9 protein-coding genes are annotated in these 16,992 nt (G+C 69.5%); 1 reads left to right on the plus strand and 8 read right to left on the minus strand.

The genetic code is table 11. The features are described from left to right. Positions 1-7,269 carry a hypothetical protein gene (locus ABD301_RS19385; RefSeq protein WP_344311644.1) on the minus strand — a complete coding sequence of 2,423 codons (7,269 nt, stop codon included), beginning with the start codon at positions 7,267-7,269 and terminating at the stop codon, positions 1-3. 134 nt (positions 7,270-7,403) lie between these two features. On the opposite strand from ABD301_RS19385, the gene ABD301_RS19390 reads away from it, so the two are divergent. Next, positions 7,404-7,796, plus strand: coding sequence for a YbaB/EbfC family nucleoid-associated protein (locus ABD301_RS19390; protein ID WP_163571677.1), 393 nt, complete (start codon positions 7,404-7,406; stop codon positions 7,794-7,796). A 44-nt stretch (positions 7,797-7,840) separates the two neighbouring features. Here ABD301_RS19390 and ABD301_RS19395 read toward each other — a convergent pair whose 3' ends face one another. From ABD301_RS19395 to ABD301_RS19425, 7 genes are all read right to left on the minus strand, one after another. Further along, positions 7,841-9,208 carry an EsaB/YukD family protein gene (locus ABD301_RS19395; RefSeq protein ID WP_344311646.1) on the minus strand — a complete coding sequence of 456 codons (1,368 nt, stop codon included), beginning with the start codon at positions 9,206-9,208 and terminating at the stop codon, positions 7,841-7,843. A 30-nt stretch (positions 9,209-9,238) separates the two neighbouring features. Further along, a complete protein-coding gene (locus tag ABD301_RS19400) occupies positions 9,239-9,565 on the minus strand; it encodes a WXG100 family type VII secretion target (RefSeq protein WP_344311647.1) in 327 nt (108 codons plus the stop codon). A 30-nt stretch (positions 9,566-9,595) separates the two neighbouring features. Continuing rightward, on the minus strand, positions 9,596-9,961 hold the full coding sequence (locus tag ABD301_RS19405) for a WXG100 family type VII secretion target (RefSeq protein ID WP_163571674.1): 366 nt from the start codon (positions 9,959-9,961) through the stop codon (positions 9,596-9,598). A 37-nt stretch (positions 9,962-9,998) separates the two neighbouring features. Continuing rightward, positions 9,999-14,072 carry a type VII secretion protein EccCb gene (gene eccCb / locus ABD301_RS19410; protein ID WP_344311649.1) on the minus strand — a complete coding sequence of 1,358 codons (4,074 nt, stop codon included), beginning with the start codon at positions 14,070-14,072 and terminating at the stop codon, positions 9,999-10,001. A 55-nt stretch (positions 14,073-14,127) separates the two neighbouring features. Continuing rightward, the gene (locus ABD301_RS19415) at positions 14,128-14,925 is read right to left on the minus strand and encodes a hypothetical protein (RefSeq protein WP_163573530.1); all 798 of its coding nucleotides are present in this window, start codon (positions 14,923-14,925) and stop codon (positions 14,128-14,130) included. Positions 14,926-14,982: 57 nt separating this feature from the next. Continuing rightward, entirely contained in the window at positions 14,983-15,543 is a 561-nt protein-coding gene (locus ABD301_RS19420) for a WXG100 family type VII secretion target (RefSeq protein ID WP_163573531.1), read from the minus strand. Then, a partial coding sequence (locus tag ABD301_RS19425; protein ID WP_344311650.1) for a WXG100 family type VII secretion target occupies positions 15,540-16,992 on the minus strand: 1,453 nt, incomplete at its 5' end. The genes ABD301_RS19425 and ABD301_RS19420, both read right to left, overlap by 4 nt.

Below are 16,992 nucleotides of genomic sequence, written 5' to 3' on the forward strand. Positions count from 1 at the left end.
CTAGCACGTCATCAATTCCTTCACCAGTTCGCCGACGTCCTGGCTACGGTCGGGCCGCGCGGTCGCGAGTTCCCGGAGCCAGAGCAGCCAGTCGGACTGTTCCCGGCCGGTGAGCACGCTCCGGTTCCGCTGGATTTCCAGGCGGGCCTGCCCCAGCTCACCGGCGAACGTCAGCCGGACGGCCGCCATGACCGCGGTGTTGGCGTGGTGCCGCGGGCTCGCCCCGTCGCCGCCACCGAGGCGTACCGGCGGCGGCGCGGCGACTCCGAGCTCCCGCAACATCTCGTGCTGACTGACGTCGGCGGCCTCCAGGTAGGCCGTGGCGAGCTGGTCGGCGGCGGCCGCGTGATGCCCGAGGTTCGCGAGCTGGACCGCCCGCGCGGCCGCCGCCGGCGCGACGGTCGGCATCGACGTGACCAGCGGTTCGGAACGCATCTGCGCGACTGCCGCCCGGATGACGGCCAGCTTGACGGCCGTCCGCCGCGGCGCGTCCACCGGCGCTCGGGATGGCTCTTTGGACTGCTGTTTCCGCAGGTACGCCGGTGCCCACGCGACCGGCAGCGAAGGCTCGCCCGCGCGGTGGATGACGGCCCGATCGCGAATCGACGACGGCAACGAAGCCAGGATCAGGCCAACTGGTACGCCAGGAGCCAGCGCGATGAGCGTGGCCCGCGGCCGCGGCGAGAGACCCAACACGTCGCCGATCGCGTCCGGCAACTGGTCGGTGTCCCGCGAGATGACGTGACCCGCCGGCACCCGGTGCGCGGTGTATCCGGCCGGCAGGCTCCGCTTGATCGCGGCGTTCTCCTGCGCGTTCAGGCCACCCCAGTGGCCGTCGAGCGTGACGTCGAGCAGCTGGCCCGCGCTGAGGTTTTCGAGCAGGTCGTACAGCTGCGCCAGATCGACCGGGCCGGTGATCTCGACGGACACCAACCCCGGCGGCTTCGGACCGATCGGCACCAGCGGCTCGGTGCCGCGCGGGTAGATCCGCAGCACGTCCTTGGTGGCGTCGAGACTCACGTTTTCCAGGCCAGGCAAGTCGATCCCGTACGAGCCAGGCAGGTTTTCCACGAGACCGGCCGGCAGCGGCTCGAGCGGGGTGGTTCCGCGCGCGTACACCCGGAAGTGGTCGGCGGCCGGCGTCACCGTACGGATGGGGCCGTCCTTGGTCCACACCATGGGAACCACGTTCGCGTCCGCGGGTGGCAAGCCAGCCGCCTGACCACGCGGCATGATGATCGGCGTGCCGCCCAGCCGGTCGGCGACGGACTGGATTGCCCGCCAGGGCCCGACCAACCCGGAAACTGGCTGGATCGCGATTTGTTTCCGCATGTTCGCTGGCAAAGCCGCGATCGCGGCCACCACCTGCGACGTGACCTGGTCCAGGTTGGCGCCGGCGGGATTGACGAACAGCACCCGCATGTTCGGCGCCAGCCGCCCGGCCACCCCAGGATCCGCGACGGCGCCCGCCGGCGCTATCGCGAAGCCGGCCGACGCCGGGACCACCGTATATCCCGGCAAAGCGTCCTGGAGCAGCTTGAGCTCCGCCTGCTCCTGGGCGGTCGTGACACGTCCGACCTGGAGCATGCGGACCGGGTGGCCGGTCGCGCGAATCAGCTTCTCGACGCGGGTGATCTCGTCCCGTTCCGCGGCGGACAACACGTTACCGGGCTTGCCGACGACGATCGTGCCGGGCCGGTCCATCGCGGGCCCGCTCGGCGCCAATGTCCGGCCGACCGAGATCTCGCCGTCGCCGGTCGCGCGCCATCGCAAGCCGTTCGGCGAGGAGAACGTACCCGGCTCCGGACCGTTCTTCAGGCCGTACGGGGCGGCGGCCGGCGCCGGATGATCGGTGCGAGCGAACAGGAAGCCGCTCGCGATGGGGGCAAACGTCGGATTGCCGGCGGTGTCGACCGGGACATGGGATGCGTCCAACGGCGGCGGCGCCTTCAGCACGGTCCGGGGGAAGAGCACGGCGGCGTCGGTGTCGGCGAGCAACTGGTCCGCGATCTCGTTCGCACGCGCCGGGGTGACGGGCTGCATGTCGCCGCCGACCTCGACTCTTAGCCCCAGCTGCGCTTCCGGCCGTAGCTGGCTGATCGCCGCCGCCACCAGCTCCGGCTTCACCACCGACTCGTCGACGACGATCGTCAGGCTGGTACGCGGTTTGACCGGCTGGGTGGGGCGCGGGCCACGAAAGAGCAGGATGACCTTGCCGTCGATGTGCGTCGACAGCTCCTGCGGCATCGAGCCGAAGTACTCGGCTTCCGCCGAGTCGGCGGCACGCATCGACGCTGGCTTGGGGTCCTGTGACGGCACCGGCCGGGTGGTCGGATGGATCGCGTACGCATCGGCCCATTCCGGCAAGGTCGCCGTCAGGCCGAGCTTGATCGGCACCAGCAGCTCCGTACGCCCCGGCCGCCCGGTCAACGCCGGCGTCGCGAAGATCAGCCGCGCCGACCGGGTCTGCTCGGGCAGGTCGGCGAAGACCTGGTTCGCGATCTCCTGCGCGCGTGCGGGAGTGATCGGCGGATGTTTTCCGAGGAACTGGACGATCACATTTTGCCGGCGATGCACCGGAATGGCGTGCAACGCCTGCTGGACCTGCGCGAGCCAGTCCGTCCCTGGCTGAGCCATCGACGGGTCCACGAAAACCAGGACTCCGTTGCTCGGCGACTGGCCTCTCGGCACGAACGCCACCGGCTCCTTGCCGCGGTAGAGCACGAGCGTGTCGCCGCCGTCGCGGACCTTGACTCCGGCAGGCAGCGACTCCGCCGGAACCCGGTCGCGGGCGGCTCGTTCCGCATCCCGCTTTGCCCAATTCGCATCGTTCTTGGCCGCGTTCGCCGCGTACTGTTCGTTCAGCCGCCGCTGAGCCTCGGCTTCTTCTCGGGCCGCCTTGAGGTGAGCCGCCCAGGTCTGGTCAGCGGAATGCTGCCGCGGATCAGGCCCCGGGACCCGGCGCCGGCCGGACTCGACCCACTCTTTGTCGGCGGCCTCCTGCTTAGCCCTCACCTCGGCCTTCGCAGCTGCCTTAGCCGCCACCTCCGCCGCATCCTGCTTCGCGTGCGCCACCTTCAACGCTTCCGCCGCACGCTCCCGTGGACCACCAGACACCGGGACCCGGCGCCGACCAGACTCCACCCACTCCTTGTCCGCGGCCTCCTGCTTCGCCTTGACCTCAGCCTTCGCAGCCGCCTTAGCCGCCACCTCCGCCGCATCCTCCTTCGCGTGCGCCAGCTTCAACACCTCTGCCGCACGCTCACGCGGATCACCAGACACCGGGACCCGGCGCCGGCCGGACTCCGCCCACTCCTTGTCGGCGACCTCCTGCTTCGCCCTCACCTCGGCCTTCGCAGCCGCCTTAGCCGCCACCTCCGCCGCATCCTGCTTCGCATGCGCCACCTTCAACGCTTCCGCCGCACGCTCATGGGGGCCACTTCGTACGGGCTGCCGAGCCCGACCAGACTCAGCCCACTCCTTGTCGGCGGCCTCCTGCTTAGCCCTCACCTCAGCCTTCGCAGCCGCCTTAGCCACCACCTCCGCCGCATCCTGCTTCGCATGCGCCACCTTCAACGCTTCCGCCGCACGCTCATGGGGGCCACTTCGTACGGGCTGCCGAGGCGGTTGTGGCGGAGCGGCTCGTACGGCGGGCGCCGAAGGCGTCTCTCGCGCGGCGGGAGGTCGCGCGGCAGTCGACCCGGCAGTGCTCTTCGTGCCGGCTGAGGTGGCGCCAACGGTGCTACCGCCCGCCGGCTGCTGGCTCGTTGTCTGGTCCACTGTCTGGCCAACGTCTGCCTTGGCCGAACCGTCCAGACGTGCCGGCGTCGGCGCACTTTTGCCGTCGGCCGCGGTCGACGTTCCGGTACGAGTGCCGGTCCCGGTCCGCGTAGCGGTCGCCGTGTCCGTACGCGTGGCGGTTGCCGTGTCCGTACGCGTAGCCACCTCGGCCTTGGCGGTCGCCCGCACCTCGGCGACGTTCTTCAGAGCCGCGGACACCTCGCTTGGTGGGATCTCGCGGATCTTGACCTGGGGTGTTGTCTTGGCAGCGGCACCCTTCCCGGACCGCTGGTCGGTCACGGTCTGCGTACTGCTGCCGCCGTTCTTCGTCGCCGTGCCGCGGTCGCCATCGCGTACAGATGCGCCGCCTGAACGACCCTCGCCCTCGACCGTGCCCCAGGTGCCGTCGGGGCGCTTGAACTTCAGGCCCGACCCACCCGCACCAGCTTCACCGTCGACCGTGCCCCAGCTGCCGTCCGGACGCTTGAACTTCAAACCCGACCCAGCCGCGCCCGGCTCACCTTCGACCGTGCCCCAACTCCCGTCGGGACGCTTGAACCTCAGGCCCGACCCAGCCGCACCAGGCTCACCCTCGGCCGTCCCCCAACTGCCGTCCGGACGCTTGAACTTCAAACCCGACCCAGCCGCGCCCGGCTCGCCCTCGACCGTCCCCCAACTGCCATCCGGACGCTTGAACTTCAGGGCTGCCCCACCGGAATCGCCGCGCGCGGCGCCCGTAGTGCCGCCCGGGCTCTGGTGCGTGCCGCCTGCGCCTGGGTTGCCGGGCTCCCGGGTCACCTCGAACCAGGTCGACGATCCGTCCGGGCGCCGTACCTCCACCAGGACCTTGGACCCGGCACCGGGCTCGCCATCGCCGGCCCGGCCCGGCCCCTTGGCCGTACCGCGCTCGCCTGCCGACGACGCGGAGTGGTTTTCCCCATCGCCCGCCGAAGGCTTGGACTTGGCGGACGGAGACGCCTGCACCGGCTTGCCGTCCAGACGATGACCACCACCAACCCAGTTCGATTGACCGCTCTCGGACCCCTGGGCCTTAACCGGCGCGGGCGACTCCGCCGGCTTGCCATCCAGACGATGACCATCACCAACCCAGTTCGACTTACCCGACGACCCACCGGCCGGCTCAGCCTTCGCCCCTCCAGCCGTCACCGGCTCAGGTGACTCCGCGGGTTTGCCGTCCAAACGACGACCATCACCCACCCAGTTCGATTGACCGCTCTCGGACCTCTCGGCCCTGACCGGACCAGACTCGTGCACTGGCTTGCCATCCAAGCGCCAACTACCGCGCTCCCAAGACTTCGGCAGCTTGGAGGCCGCCTCGGCGGGGTCCTGTCGTACGAACGTGCCGGTCTTGGCGTCGTACTGGAAGACGCCATCCCGCGGCCCGTCCGCCCGACCGAAATGCCCCTCGATCGCGGCCATCGTGCGTGGCTTTCGGCCCGTCTCCAACGGATCCGGTCCAGTCGCACGCGGTGGTGGCGTCGGCTCGTGCCCGGTCCCGTGCTGGACAGTCGCCGACTCACCAGCGTCGCCGCCGGCGGCGGCACGCTCACCTGCCCCACTCGGACGAGGCGGAATCCGCCGATCCAACCCCTGGGCGACCTTCTGCTGAACATCAGACCGGTCTGGCCGCTGCCCAGCACTGCCAGCGGGTTTGCCTTCATGCACCGGCGGCTGGGCCGCGTTGGCCTCCGGCGCATCGCGTACGTCTGCGCCGGGCTTGGCGCCGGGCGGCTGGCCGTGCGGATCAGCCGCGGCTTTGTTGGCAGGAGCCGTATCCAGTGAGGCGCGGCGAGGAGGTGCGGCCGAGGACGCGGCAGCATCGTCGGGACCATGCGGGCCGGCCGGCGCCTTTTTCGCCGGCGGAAGCATGTTCTCGTTTCGTGGCAGTGTGCCCTGGCCCTTCGGCGAAACCACAGTCTCGTTGCCACCCGGCTGCCCCTTCGGCTGGAGCGTTTCGTTGCCACCGGATTGCTTCATCCCCGGCTGAGGTGCATCGAGTCCAGAGGTCTTCGGACGCGCCAGGTTCCCGTCGTCGTTGGCACCAGCGCGGTTCGACGGCGGCGTCGAGCCGTGGCTGGCAGTCCCGGTGCCCCGCGGCGGGTTGCCGCCTAGGTTGGCCTGGTCCAGGTCGGTGCCGTGTGGTTGCGTTCGTGGCGGGGACTGCTGCTGCTGGGCGTGCCCGTCAGGCTGGGGTCGCATCGGTACGGGAGTGCCGGCCTTGCTCGAAGCGCCAAGGTCCTGTCCGACCTTCTGACTACCCTCGCCGGCGCGGTTCGGGTTCGCCCGCGCAGACGCCTCCGGCGCATCGCCGTGCGCCGAGAGCTTGCCTTTCCCGGCATCGCCCACCGCTGATTCGTCCAGATGCCCGGAGGTGGCACGGCCGCCTTTGGGCACCGACGGACCGGCCAGGTCGCGGTTGGGATCCAGCCGGTTCGGGTTCACCTGGCCGGGCCTGCGGCCACCCCCAGTCGCTCCCCTTCCGCCGGTCTGCGGTTGTTCGTTCCGTGGGTTGGGGATCTGGTTGGCCGGCCCGCGGCCGCCGCCAGGCGTCGCTCGTACGCCGTTGCCCTGCTCGTTGCCCTTGTCCGTGGCCGGTGCCTTCGGCTGGACAGATCCCGGTCGCCCGGACGCCGGACCCGAGGGGCCGTGGTTCGTGGTCCCGGTGTATTTGACGACGCTGCCTGGGTTCGCACTGCCGTGCTCGGCCGGCGGCGCGGACTTCACGCCGGTGACGCCTGCGTGTTCGCCCGCTGGGCCGTTGGACGACTGCCCGTCCTTTCCGCCGGTGGGTTTTGCACCGCCGCCAGGACGTGGTGCGCCGGCGTGGCCCTGCGCCGCGTCGGGGTTGGGACCGCCACCGCCCGGCTTGAAGGGGCGACCCACCAGGCCACTGGCACCGTGCAGCAGAGCAGGAAGAACACCAAGGCCGAGCGCGAGAGCGAGGTCCACCGGGTTGACGGTGAACGGCTGACCGGTGGCGCCGGCGCCGATGCCCTCACCGAGCGCCCAGACCCCGGCACCAGTGACCACACCGACGGTGACGCCGCTGAGGAACGGCGCCACCAGCTCGGAGATCTTGGGGATGATCTTGGTCAGCAGCGAGGCGATCAGGTTGGTCAACGCCGTCATGATGCCGTCCAGCGGAACGAACATCAGGGCGAAACCCAGGATGGACGTGACCAGGTTGATGATCATGTTCTTGAGCGCCTGGGCAATGATCTTGCGGACCTGCTCGGCATAGGCCCGGATTTGGTCTGCGACATCCCGGGAATGGTTCGCCGCCAGGAAGACCTGCTGGCCGACCAAGACGCTGACCTCGGCCGCGTACCGGTAGGCCTGCCCGCTCCAGTCCCGGCCTTTCAGCGACTCCTCGACGGCGCGGGCGAGCGTCTCCAGGTCGCCCGCCATCGCGTCCCACTGCCTCGCGAGATCGTCCAGCTTCCCGGGATCCGGATAGTCGTCGCTCACCGGCCGCCTTCCGCTCGCTTGCTCCCCGTACGCCGAACAGACGCACCGCAAAGCCACCATCGCAGCGATGACTTGTGCTGCCACAGAACCCAAAACGGAGGACGCCGCTGGCACCCCGTCCGGAGGACTTTCAGATGTCCCCGGTGAACCACCACGCCTCGGCGACCGTCTGCGAGGTGGTACGAGACAGCGAACGGGAGAACACGATGGCGACCGATGACGAACTGACCGACTTCCTCCGGCAGGCGCAGGAGATCACCGCCCAGGTACGGGCGGCCGGCGAGCGGATGGCCCAGCGCGAGATCGTCGGCGTGTGCGAAGGCGGCGCCGTGCAGGTGACGATGACGCCGGCCGGCGAGATCCGCTCGGTGCGGATCGCGCCGAACGCGGTGGACCTGGACAACCTGCGGCGGCTGGAGCGCCAGATCGCGCAGGCGATGCAGAACGCGCTGGAGAACGTCCGCGGTGTCGCGGAGCAGATGGTCCGCCCGCTCGCCGCCGATCTGTCCAAGCTCGCCGACGGCTAGTGGTCGGGCCGGGGCGAAGGCTGCGGGCAACGCCCCGGCGGTAGTCATCCGACGATGCCTCGACCCATCGCGACCATGTCGTCGAACACGCCGAAGACCCCCATCGCGAGCGCCGCCGAGACGATCAGGCAGACCATCCCGATGACCTCCACGAACCGGCCGCGGTCGCGGGTGTCGAGCACCTGCCCGAAGGAGGCCTGCTCGTCCTCGCGCGGCGGGCGGTAGAGCACCGCGACCGTCACGCCGGCACCGACCACCAGGCCGCCGACCAGGACCAACGTCCAGACTGCCGCGTCCATGTTGAGATACCGGTACGCGCTGGTGCCCACCACGGCGAACAGGCCGACCGCGCCGGCCGCACCCACCGGCACCACCTCGCTCGCGAACCCGACCTGGCGGGCCCGGGCGACCAGAGCGAGGCCGCCGGCCGCGGCCAGGCCCAGCGCCCACGGGTTCCCGGACAGCGCGAGCGCCGGCAGCGCGGCGACCAACGCCACCGCGGGGAACACCAGGATCAGCGTCAAAAGCTGCTCGGCGTGCCGCATCAGCTGGGTGGTCGCCGGAGCCACGCCGGCGGCGTCCTTCGGCATCCGCGCGCTCCAGGCGGCGACCAGGCCGGCGAGCGGTCGCGCCGCCGCCACCATCGCCAACGCGGCCACCGCGGCAGCGGCCGCGGTCTGCGTACCGTTGGCGCCAAGGACCGCCAGCACCACCGCGACGGCGCCGGCCACCGCGAACGGCACCTCGGCGGCGAGCACGGCCGGTCCCGGGGTGGCCCCGAGGGCCATCGCCATCCCGACATTCGCGCCGACCACGACACCACACCAGAAAAGCTGTCCACCCGGGGCGGTGCCGAACATCGTGCCGACCACTCCGCCGGCCGCCGCGAGACACGGCACCGCGCACAGCGAGATCGCGAGGCAGGCGGTGGCCGGCAGCCGCGTCCGCCGCTGGTTCAGCGCCCACGCGAGCGAGAGCATCACGATGGCGACCAGGACGAGCCCGATGGCGGCGACGAGGCCACCACCTGGCGGTCGCAAACCCAGGACCGCGGCCGCGAGGGTGATCCAGGCCGCGCCCAGCCAGACGACCAACACCCCTCGGTGGCCGGTGGTCGTACGGCGCTCCTTCGACTCCTGCGCGACCAGTTCCTCGATGTCCTCGACGACCGGTGTCATGCCCGGGTCCTGGGCGCTGTCGCGCAGGTAGAGCACCTGCCCGTCGGCGACTCCCGCCTCGGCGAGCGACAGCTCGATCGACCACGGCTCGCCGCCGGCCGGCGCGAGCGACCAGGCCGGCGGCATGACCGCGCCACCGCGCTGGCCGCAGAGGCCGGCGAGGTCGGCCACGTACTCCCCGATCGGCGTCTGGCTGGGAAGCGCGAGGTCGACGCGCTTCTCGTCGCCGATCACGGTGATTCTGCTGCGCCTGTCCAACACGGGTCAGCGCCGCCAGGTCTGCGCGTTGGAATGCTCGGCGTTCGTGTAGTTCTCGTACGACACGTCCAGCGCGTGCGCGATGAACGGCAGCAGCCCCGTGTTGCCCTGCGTACCGTCGCCCCACAGGCCGAGCGAGGCGAGGTTCCACTCCTGCTGCAGGCCGGTGAAGTACTGGTAGGCGTCGCCTTTCCAGCTCTCCGCGAGCGGCGCCAGCTTCTTGTGCAGGGTGTCCAGCTCGCTGGCCAGGTTGCCGGAGATGGTACGGATGTGGGTGCCGGCCTCGGCGAGCTCGGCCGGCACCTGCAGGTTGCTCGATTCGATGTCAGGCATGGTGGTTCCTCCCGTACGGGTTCGCGCGGATCACAGGTTGGCGGGCGGCACGTACGCGGTCGGCTGGTTCGCCGCGCCGTTCGGCGTCGAGACGATGTTTCCGTCGATGGCGACGAGGTTGTGAAGGTTGTCCGCCTCGCTGTTGACGTAGTTGACGTAGTTGCCGCGCAGGCCCTGGCCGATGTCGACCAGCGCGTCGTGCAGCGCGATCGAGTAGACCTGGAAGTTGGTCATCATCTCGGCGAACTGCACCGCGCTGACACCCAGCCAGGTCGCGCCAAGACCTTCGACGTAGGTCCGCAAGAGGCCGAGCTGGGTCTGTACGTCCTGGGCAGTCGTGTCACAGTCCGCGGCGGCGGTCGTCACGTACTCCGGCGTGACGTTGAACTGGGTCATGCTCGCTCCTTCTTCTGGTTGGTACGTGCCGTGGGAGTCACCGTGCGGCTCCGCTGGTCATCAGGTCCTCGGTGAACGCCACCTGGATGAGCTCGGTGGGCGCCCGCCGGGTGACCAGCACGCCGCGACCCGGCGGTCGTACGGCCGCCCGCTGGTCGCCGACCAGCACGCCTTCGCGCCGGTCGCCGCTCAACACCAGGCCGGCACTGCCCATCTCCTGCATCCGGGCCACCAGCAGGTCGGTCATCAGCGTGCGGGACGAGCCGGCGACCCGGCGGGCGAGCACGATGTGGAAGCCGATGTCCCGGGCATGCGGCAGGAACTCCACGAACGGCCGCAGCGGACTCTGCGGTCCGCCGCCGACCAGGTCGTAGTCGTCGACGACCAGGTAGATGTCCGGGCCCTCCCACCAGGTCCGGGCGGCGAGCTCGCGGGGCGTGATGGTGGACGGCGGCAGCCGCTCGCGCAGCTTCGCGCTGACCTGCTCGACGTAGACCTTGAGCGCCTCGGAGTCCGCCGCGTACGCGCCGAGATGCTCGTCCGGCACCTGCCCGAGCAGGCTGCGGCGATAGTCGGCGACCACGAACCGGACCTCCCAGCCCGACCGGCGGCTGACCATCGCCGAGATCCACGTACGCAGGAACGAGGTCTTGCCCGAACCGCTGTCACCGAAGACCAGCAGATGCGACTCGTCGGTCGCGAGGTCCACCTCGACCTGGCCGAGGTCACGCTGCGCAATGCCAATAGGGATGCCCGTTGGTACGCCGACGGATGCGCCGGCGTTGGTCGATCGGGCCGGCAGCGCCAGCACGTCGGGCAGGTCGATCCGGGCCGGCAGCAGCCGAATCGGCGGCGCGGCGGCACCCCGCCAGGCCTGGCCGATCTGGTCGAGGATCTCCAGTTGGGCTTCGCGCAGACCTTCGGTCGACTCGGCGCCGTCCATCCGCGGCAGCGCGAGATGGAAGTACAGGCCCGGTGCGGCCAGACCGCGACCGGGGGTGCCGGCCGGGATGGCGGTGGCCAGCCTGCGGTTGATCTCGGAGTCGGTCGGGTCATTCAGCCGCAGCTCGATGCGGGTACCAATCGAGTCCCGCAGCGCCGGCCGGATCTCCATCCACCGGCTGGCGGTCAGCACCAGGTGGACGCCGACGCCGAGGCCGCGGGCGGCGATCTCGGTCACCAGCGCGTCGGCCTCCTCCACCGTGCCACGCAACGCGCCCCAGTTGTCGATGAGCAGGAACACGTCGGCCGTACGAGTGCCCGCCGGCAGCCGGCCAGCGGCCCGCCGGGCCCGGAACTCGGCGACCGAGTCCACCCCCATCGACCGGAACAGCCGCTCCCGCTCGCCGATCAGCGAATGGATCTCGCTCAGCGTGCGCCGGACCAGCTCGTCGTCACTGCGGCCGGCCACGTTGCCCACGTGGGGCACGTCCGCGTACGGGTAGAGCGTGCCGCCACCGAAGTCGAGGCAGTAGAACTGCATCTCGTCCGGAGTGTGCGTGAGCATCGCGGACAGCATCATGGTGCGCAGCAGCGTGCTTCGGCCGGTCTGTGGTGCGCCGACCAGCGCGAGATTGCTTTGCGTACCGCCGAAATTCACCATCAGCAGCTGCTGGTCCTGCTGCAGCGGCCGGTCCAGCACGCCCACTGGCACCATCAGGTCGCCGCCGGCCCATTCCGGCGCGCACATCCCGCGGGCGGGGCGTACGCCGGGCGCACCCAGCAGCAGGTCGAGCGGGACGACCGGTGGCAGCGGCGGCAGCCAGACCTGGTGCGCCGGCGCGGCCAGCGGCTTCATCTGCTGGACCAGGACCTGCAGCTCGGTCGGGCCGCTCCGCTCGGTCGTCTCCTGCTCGGCTGGCTCCGCCTCGGCGGGCCCTACCGCGCTGTCCGGCAGCGGCCCGACCTCGAACGGCACCAGCGTGCGGATCGGACCAGCCGCCTCGGTCCGCTGCGCGCTGGTCAAGTACGCCGCCGACACGTGCGCCACCCGCAGCCGCAGGTACACCGACTCGCCAACCTTGAGGTAGGCCGAGCCCGGGATCGACGGCAACTGGTAGGCGTCGGTCGTACCAATCACCGCGCGGCTCTCGCTCGCCGAGAACGTCCGCAGGCAGATCCGGTACGACAGGTGCGAGTCCAGCCCGCGCAGCCGGCCTTCCTCCAGCCGCTGCGTCGCCATCAGCAGATGCATGCCGAGGCTGCGCCCGACCCGACCGATCTGGACGAACAGGTCGACCAGCTCCGGGCGGCCGGACAGCAGCTCGCTGAACTCGTCGACGATGATCATCAAATACGGCATCGGCTCCAGCTGCGTACCGTCCGGCTTGGTCGCGCCGGCCGCGCGCCGGGTCTGGTATTCACGGATCGAGTCCACGTCGCCGGCGTCGCGCAGCATCTGCTGGCGCCGCTGCTGCTCGCCGAGCAGGGCGGCGTGCACCCGGCTGATCATCGCCTGGTCATCGACCAGGTTGGTGATCAGCCCGGCGACGTGCGGCAGCCCGGCCAGCGGCGCGAACGCGGCGCCGCCCTTGAAGTCGATCAGCACGAAGCTCAGCGTCTCCGGCGAATGGGTGAGCGAGAGACCAGTCACCAGCGTCCGCAGCAACTCGCTCTTGCCGGAGCCGGTCGCGCCGACGATCAGGCCATGCGGTCCGGACCCGCCCTGAGCCGCCTCCTTGAGGTCGAGCAGGACCGTCCCGCCGTCGCTGTCCGTTCCGATCGGCACTCGCAGCAGCCGGCTGCTGTCGGGGCGTACCCAGAGCGTCGCGGGATCGATCGCGAGCGGGTCGCCTTCGAACAGCATGTCCGTCAGTGACACGTCCTTGGTCAGCATCTGATCGCTCTCGTCGATCAGCCGAAGCGGTGCGAGCTGGCGGGCGATCAGGTCCGCCACCTGCGGCTCCATGGTGTCGGCAACGCAACCGTCCACGGCGGCCGAGACCAGCTCCGTACGGCCTTCCAGCGCGGCCCGGCCGTCCTCGCCCAGCCGGATCCGCAGGTCGACCCGGCTCGGCTCGTCCGCTTCGCGGCTCGCCAGGAAGATCGCGGTCAGCCCGTACGTCGGCCCGGCCGTCTGCAGCAGGCTGCGGAACAGCTGCGACCGGCCCCACTCGGACACCGGCTGGAAGCCGGTGAACAGCACCACCAGATGCCGCGGCCGCGGCGCCTGGTCACGCTCGAAGGTGATCTGTGTCCGCTGCAACGACAGCTGCTCCTGTCTCGCGTGCACCTCACGTTCCAGGAAGCCCGCGAGGTCAGCGGTGTCGACCCGTACCAGCGGAAGCACGCCCGACTCGCCGGCCGCGTCCGGTTCGATCGTGTGCGGCAGCCATTTCGCCCATTCCCAGTCGCCGCCGTCGGACATCTCGACGGCGATCATCAGGTCGTCCGGCGCGTGCAGCACAGCGAGCTGACACAGCAGCGCCCGGGCGAGGCCGGCGGTCCGCTCCGGCGCACCGAGCAGGCTCACCACGCCGGCCGCGCCGAGGTCGACGACCGCCGGCTGGCCTTGCACCGCGCCCAGCCGGGACATCAGCCGCCGGGCGCCGGCCAGCGACTCCCAGTCGTACTCACCGAGCGGGTCGAGCTGCTGCGCCAGCCTTACCGGCGTGGTCAGGGTCGCGCGGCCGAGGCCGATGCGTACGCGCATGAAGTCCGAGTCCCGCCGCCGGCGCTCCCAGATCCGCTCACGGGACGTGCTGATCGCCCACAGCCTCACCGGACTCGGGTGATTGACCGCGTTGGCCGCGCGCTGGGCGGCGGCGTTGGCCCGGGCCGTACCGCGGGCCTGCTCAAGATGTGCCCGGTAGCGGGCTCGCTGGCGCCTCGCGTCCCGGCGGTTGCTACTGCGCATCTGCGACCGCATGGCGATCGTGACTCCGACCGAGACGACGACGAAGAGCAGGCCGAACGCGATGATGACCGGGCGGCCGAAGGTGACCATGTAGCCGGCCATGCCGACCGAGCTGAGCACCGGCAGGATCATCGCCAGCCAGCCGCCGGCGTTGCGGCCTTTCCCGGCCTCCGGCGGCAACGGCAGCGTGACCGGCTCGTTCGACGGCTCCGGCGGCGCGAACCGGGGCGGTCGGTGGAATGCGAGCCGGGTCATCTGGTTGCCCTCCTTCGAACTGCCATCCGAACTGCCCTTGGAGCTGTCATGCCGCTCATGCCGCCGTACACCGGACCGTCACCTGCGCGACCGCGATCCCGGCCCGCGCCGACGGCGACAGGCCGGCCGCGGACAGCTGGACAGTGACGCCCCCGCTGCCAACCGGATAGGTGCCGTGCGGCGTCCAGGTCCCGGCCGCGGTGGTCTGGTCGACGGTGAACCTGGCGATCTCGGCGCCGCCGGATCCGTCGAGCACCGAGTAGGTGGCCGCGTGGACGGGCTGATAGACCGAGGTGTCCGGCACCGGCGTGAAAACCAGCACCTGGCAGCGTTTCATCGCGTCCGGTGGACGGAACCACCATTGGAAAGTCGGTGTCTTCGCCGCGCCCGTACCAGCGAACGGGACCGCCTCGAAGTCACCGTGACAGCCGTCCTGCGCCCACCCGCCCTGGCCAATGGTGACCCACGTCGACTGCCGGCCGTCGACGGTGAACCCACGGTCGGTGGCGACCGTGCAGTCCCAGCCAGTGCTCGCCGCGTACGTCCCGACGGCCGCCGGACTCGCTGCCGCGGCCGGCGTCTTGTCCTTCAGGGGCACCGGTTTTATCAGCTGCATCGCGACGCCGGCCAGCAGTGCGAACAGGGTGGCCACGGTCGCGACGATCAGCGTCACGTGCGTACGGGCAGTGGGGCGCTCGACGCCGGGCCGAGCCCAGCCCTGCTCCCGAAAGGCCTTCAGGAACTCCTGCCGCTGCTCGCTCGGCGCCCCGATGCCGCTGTCCTGCCGTGTCTCGACGCTGGTCACCATTCGCCCTACCTGATCGGCGCCGACTGGCGCCTCATCCGCTGACACCTCCATGACGGACCGAACGCGGCGCCGGTTCACTTTCCGGGCGAAGCTTCTCCAGTTTTATTTGTTGCTCTCGGTGACCGGCGGATCCTTGTCGTCGCGGCTCAGGTCGGGGCTGGGCGCCTTGCCCGGCGGCGAGGCCTCCGGCTTGGGCGTGGAATCGCCGGGAATATCGGTCGGCAGCTTGGCCGGCGGCTTCCAGCCGTCGGCCGCCGCGGTTTTGTCTCCGCCGGACAGCACGCTTCCCCACCGGAGGAATTCCGCGGACACGCTCTCCTCCGCATTCGCGTAGTTCGACGCGGCCGCGAGAATGACCCTGCGGACCTTGCCGAGCGCGGAATGACCCTCTGGCGGGACGGACTTGCCATCGTAGTTTTTGTCGAACATCTCACCAAACATCGCGGTGTAGGCGTTGGACCAGTCGGCGTTGAAGCTGTCCACCTCGGCCTTGGTCTGTCCCGCCCACCCGACTTTCAGGCTTTGCCACGTCTGCTCAATGGCGTTGAGGTGTTCGATGAGAACGGTGGTCGCACCGTCGATGCCCACGGCGTTCAGTTCGATCTGGCCAGGATCCACGTCGATTTTCTTCGCGACGTCGTCGTAGTTGTCAGGCGGCTTCACCCAGCACCTCCAAGATGTCCGTGCGCCTTCTGTCCCTCGGCATTGATCTGGGCGAAGAACGAGGCGTTCTTCGCCTCCGACTCGACATAGTTCTGATAAGAGGAGCGCATCCGCACGACCGCCTCGTCGAGCATGCCCAACAGACTTCCGGTGGCCTTGAAAAAATCCGTGGACAACGCCACGAACGAATCGCCCGCGGGGCTTTTCCAGGAGTCCTCGACGGAGCGGAAGATCCCGGTCACGTACTGGATCGCCAACTCCATGCCATCGCGTTCCTTCTGCACCGCGCCGACCGCCGCGTTCAGTTTGGGCAGGTCGGTCGCCCAGTCGATGTGGGTCTTGTCCTTGTCATTCAGGACGGTCGTTATCGGCCTGCCATCCGGGCCGTACGTCGTCGTGCTGCCATCGGAACCGGTGACGACGAGGTCACCATTGTCATTGTACGTGTAATGGTCCGCGACGGACTCGTTGTTCCCGGTCCAGCTTTCCAGCAACGCGCCTTTGCCGTCGTACTTGAAATGCTGGTCGCCTTGCGTGACGATGGAGTCGCCATTGGGCAGCCACTGAATGGTCTGAGTCGGCTGCCCGGGTTTGTCGACCCGCACCGGTTTGTTGTTCTCGTTGTATTCGGTGACCGTCTTGTCCGGATCGGTCAATGTGTAGTGGCCGTTGCCGAGCGACTTGTACAACGCCGCCGACGACTCGTTATTGCCTTTCCATTCCTTGATCTCGTTGCCGTTGTTGTCGTACAGCACGTGGTCAATGCCGGTGGTCGCGACATAACCGTCGCCGCGGTACTCGTACGTCGTGACGCCATTCGGCCCGGTTGTTCGAATCGCGCGGTTGTCGACGTACTCGGTAACCGTGCCGTCGGGATCAGTCAGCGTGTACTGGCCCTTGCCGGTCGAGTGATAGAGCGCCGCCTTCGACTCGTCGCCACCCTGCCACTGCTTGATCTCGTTGCCATTGTTGTCGTACAGGACATGGTCGTCCCCGGTGGTCGTGACGTAGCCGTCGCCGCGATACTGGTACGTCGTCACCTGACCTTTGGCCGTGGTCATCCGGATCGCGTGGTTGTCCGCATACTCGGTGACCGTGCCGTCGGGATCGGTCAGCGTGTATTGGCCTTTGCCGGTGGAGTGGTAAAGCGCAGCCTTCGACTCGTCACTGCCCTGCCACTGCTTGATCTCGTTGCCATTGTTGTCGTATAAGACGTGGTCGTCGCCGGTGGTCGCCACATAACCGTCACCGCGATACTGAAAATTCGTGACCTGACCATGCGACGTCTGCTGAACCAAATGACCGTCAGTCGTCCGCTCGGTAACAGTCCCGTCCGGATCGGTCAGCGTGTAATCACCATTGCCGAGCGAATGGTAGGCCGCCGCCGATGATTCGTCGTTCCCTTGCCACTGCTTAACCTCATGACCAGCACTGTCAAACAGAACATGG

Source organism: Fodinicola feengrottensis (assembly GCF_039530045.1).
Classification (GTDB): Bacteria; Actinomycetota; Actinomycetes; order Mycobacteriales; family HKI-0501; genus Fodinicola; species Fodinicola feengrottensis.

Bases quoted from the DNA above. Each gene is read 5' to 3' on its own strand.
- ABD301_RS19390 (WP_163571677.1), top strand. From the start codon at position 7,404: ATGTCCCCGGTGAACCACCACGCCTCGGCGACCGTCTGCGAGGTGGTA.
- ABD301_RS19400 (WP_344311647.1), bottom strand. From the start codon at position 9,565: ATGCCTGACATCGAATCGAGCAACCTGCAGGTGCCGGCCGAGCTCGCC.
- ABD301_RS19405 (WP_163571674.1), bottom strand. From the start codon at position 9,961: ATGACCCAGTTCAACGTCACGCCGGAGTACGTGACGACCGCCGCCGCG.
- eccCb (WP_344311649.1), bottom strand. From the start codon at position 14,072: ATGACCCGGCTCGCATTCCACCGACCGCCCCGGTTCGCGCCGCCGGAG.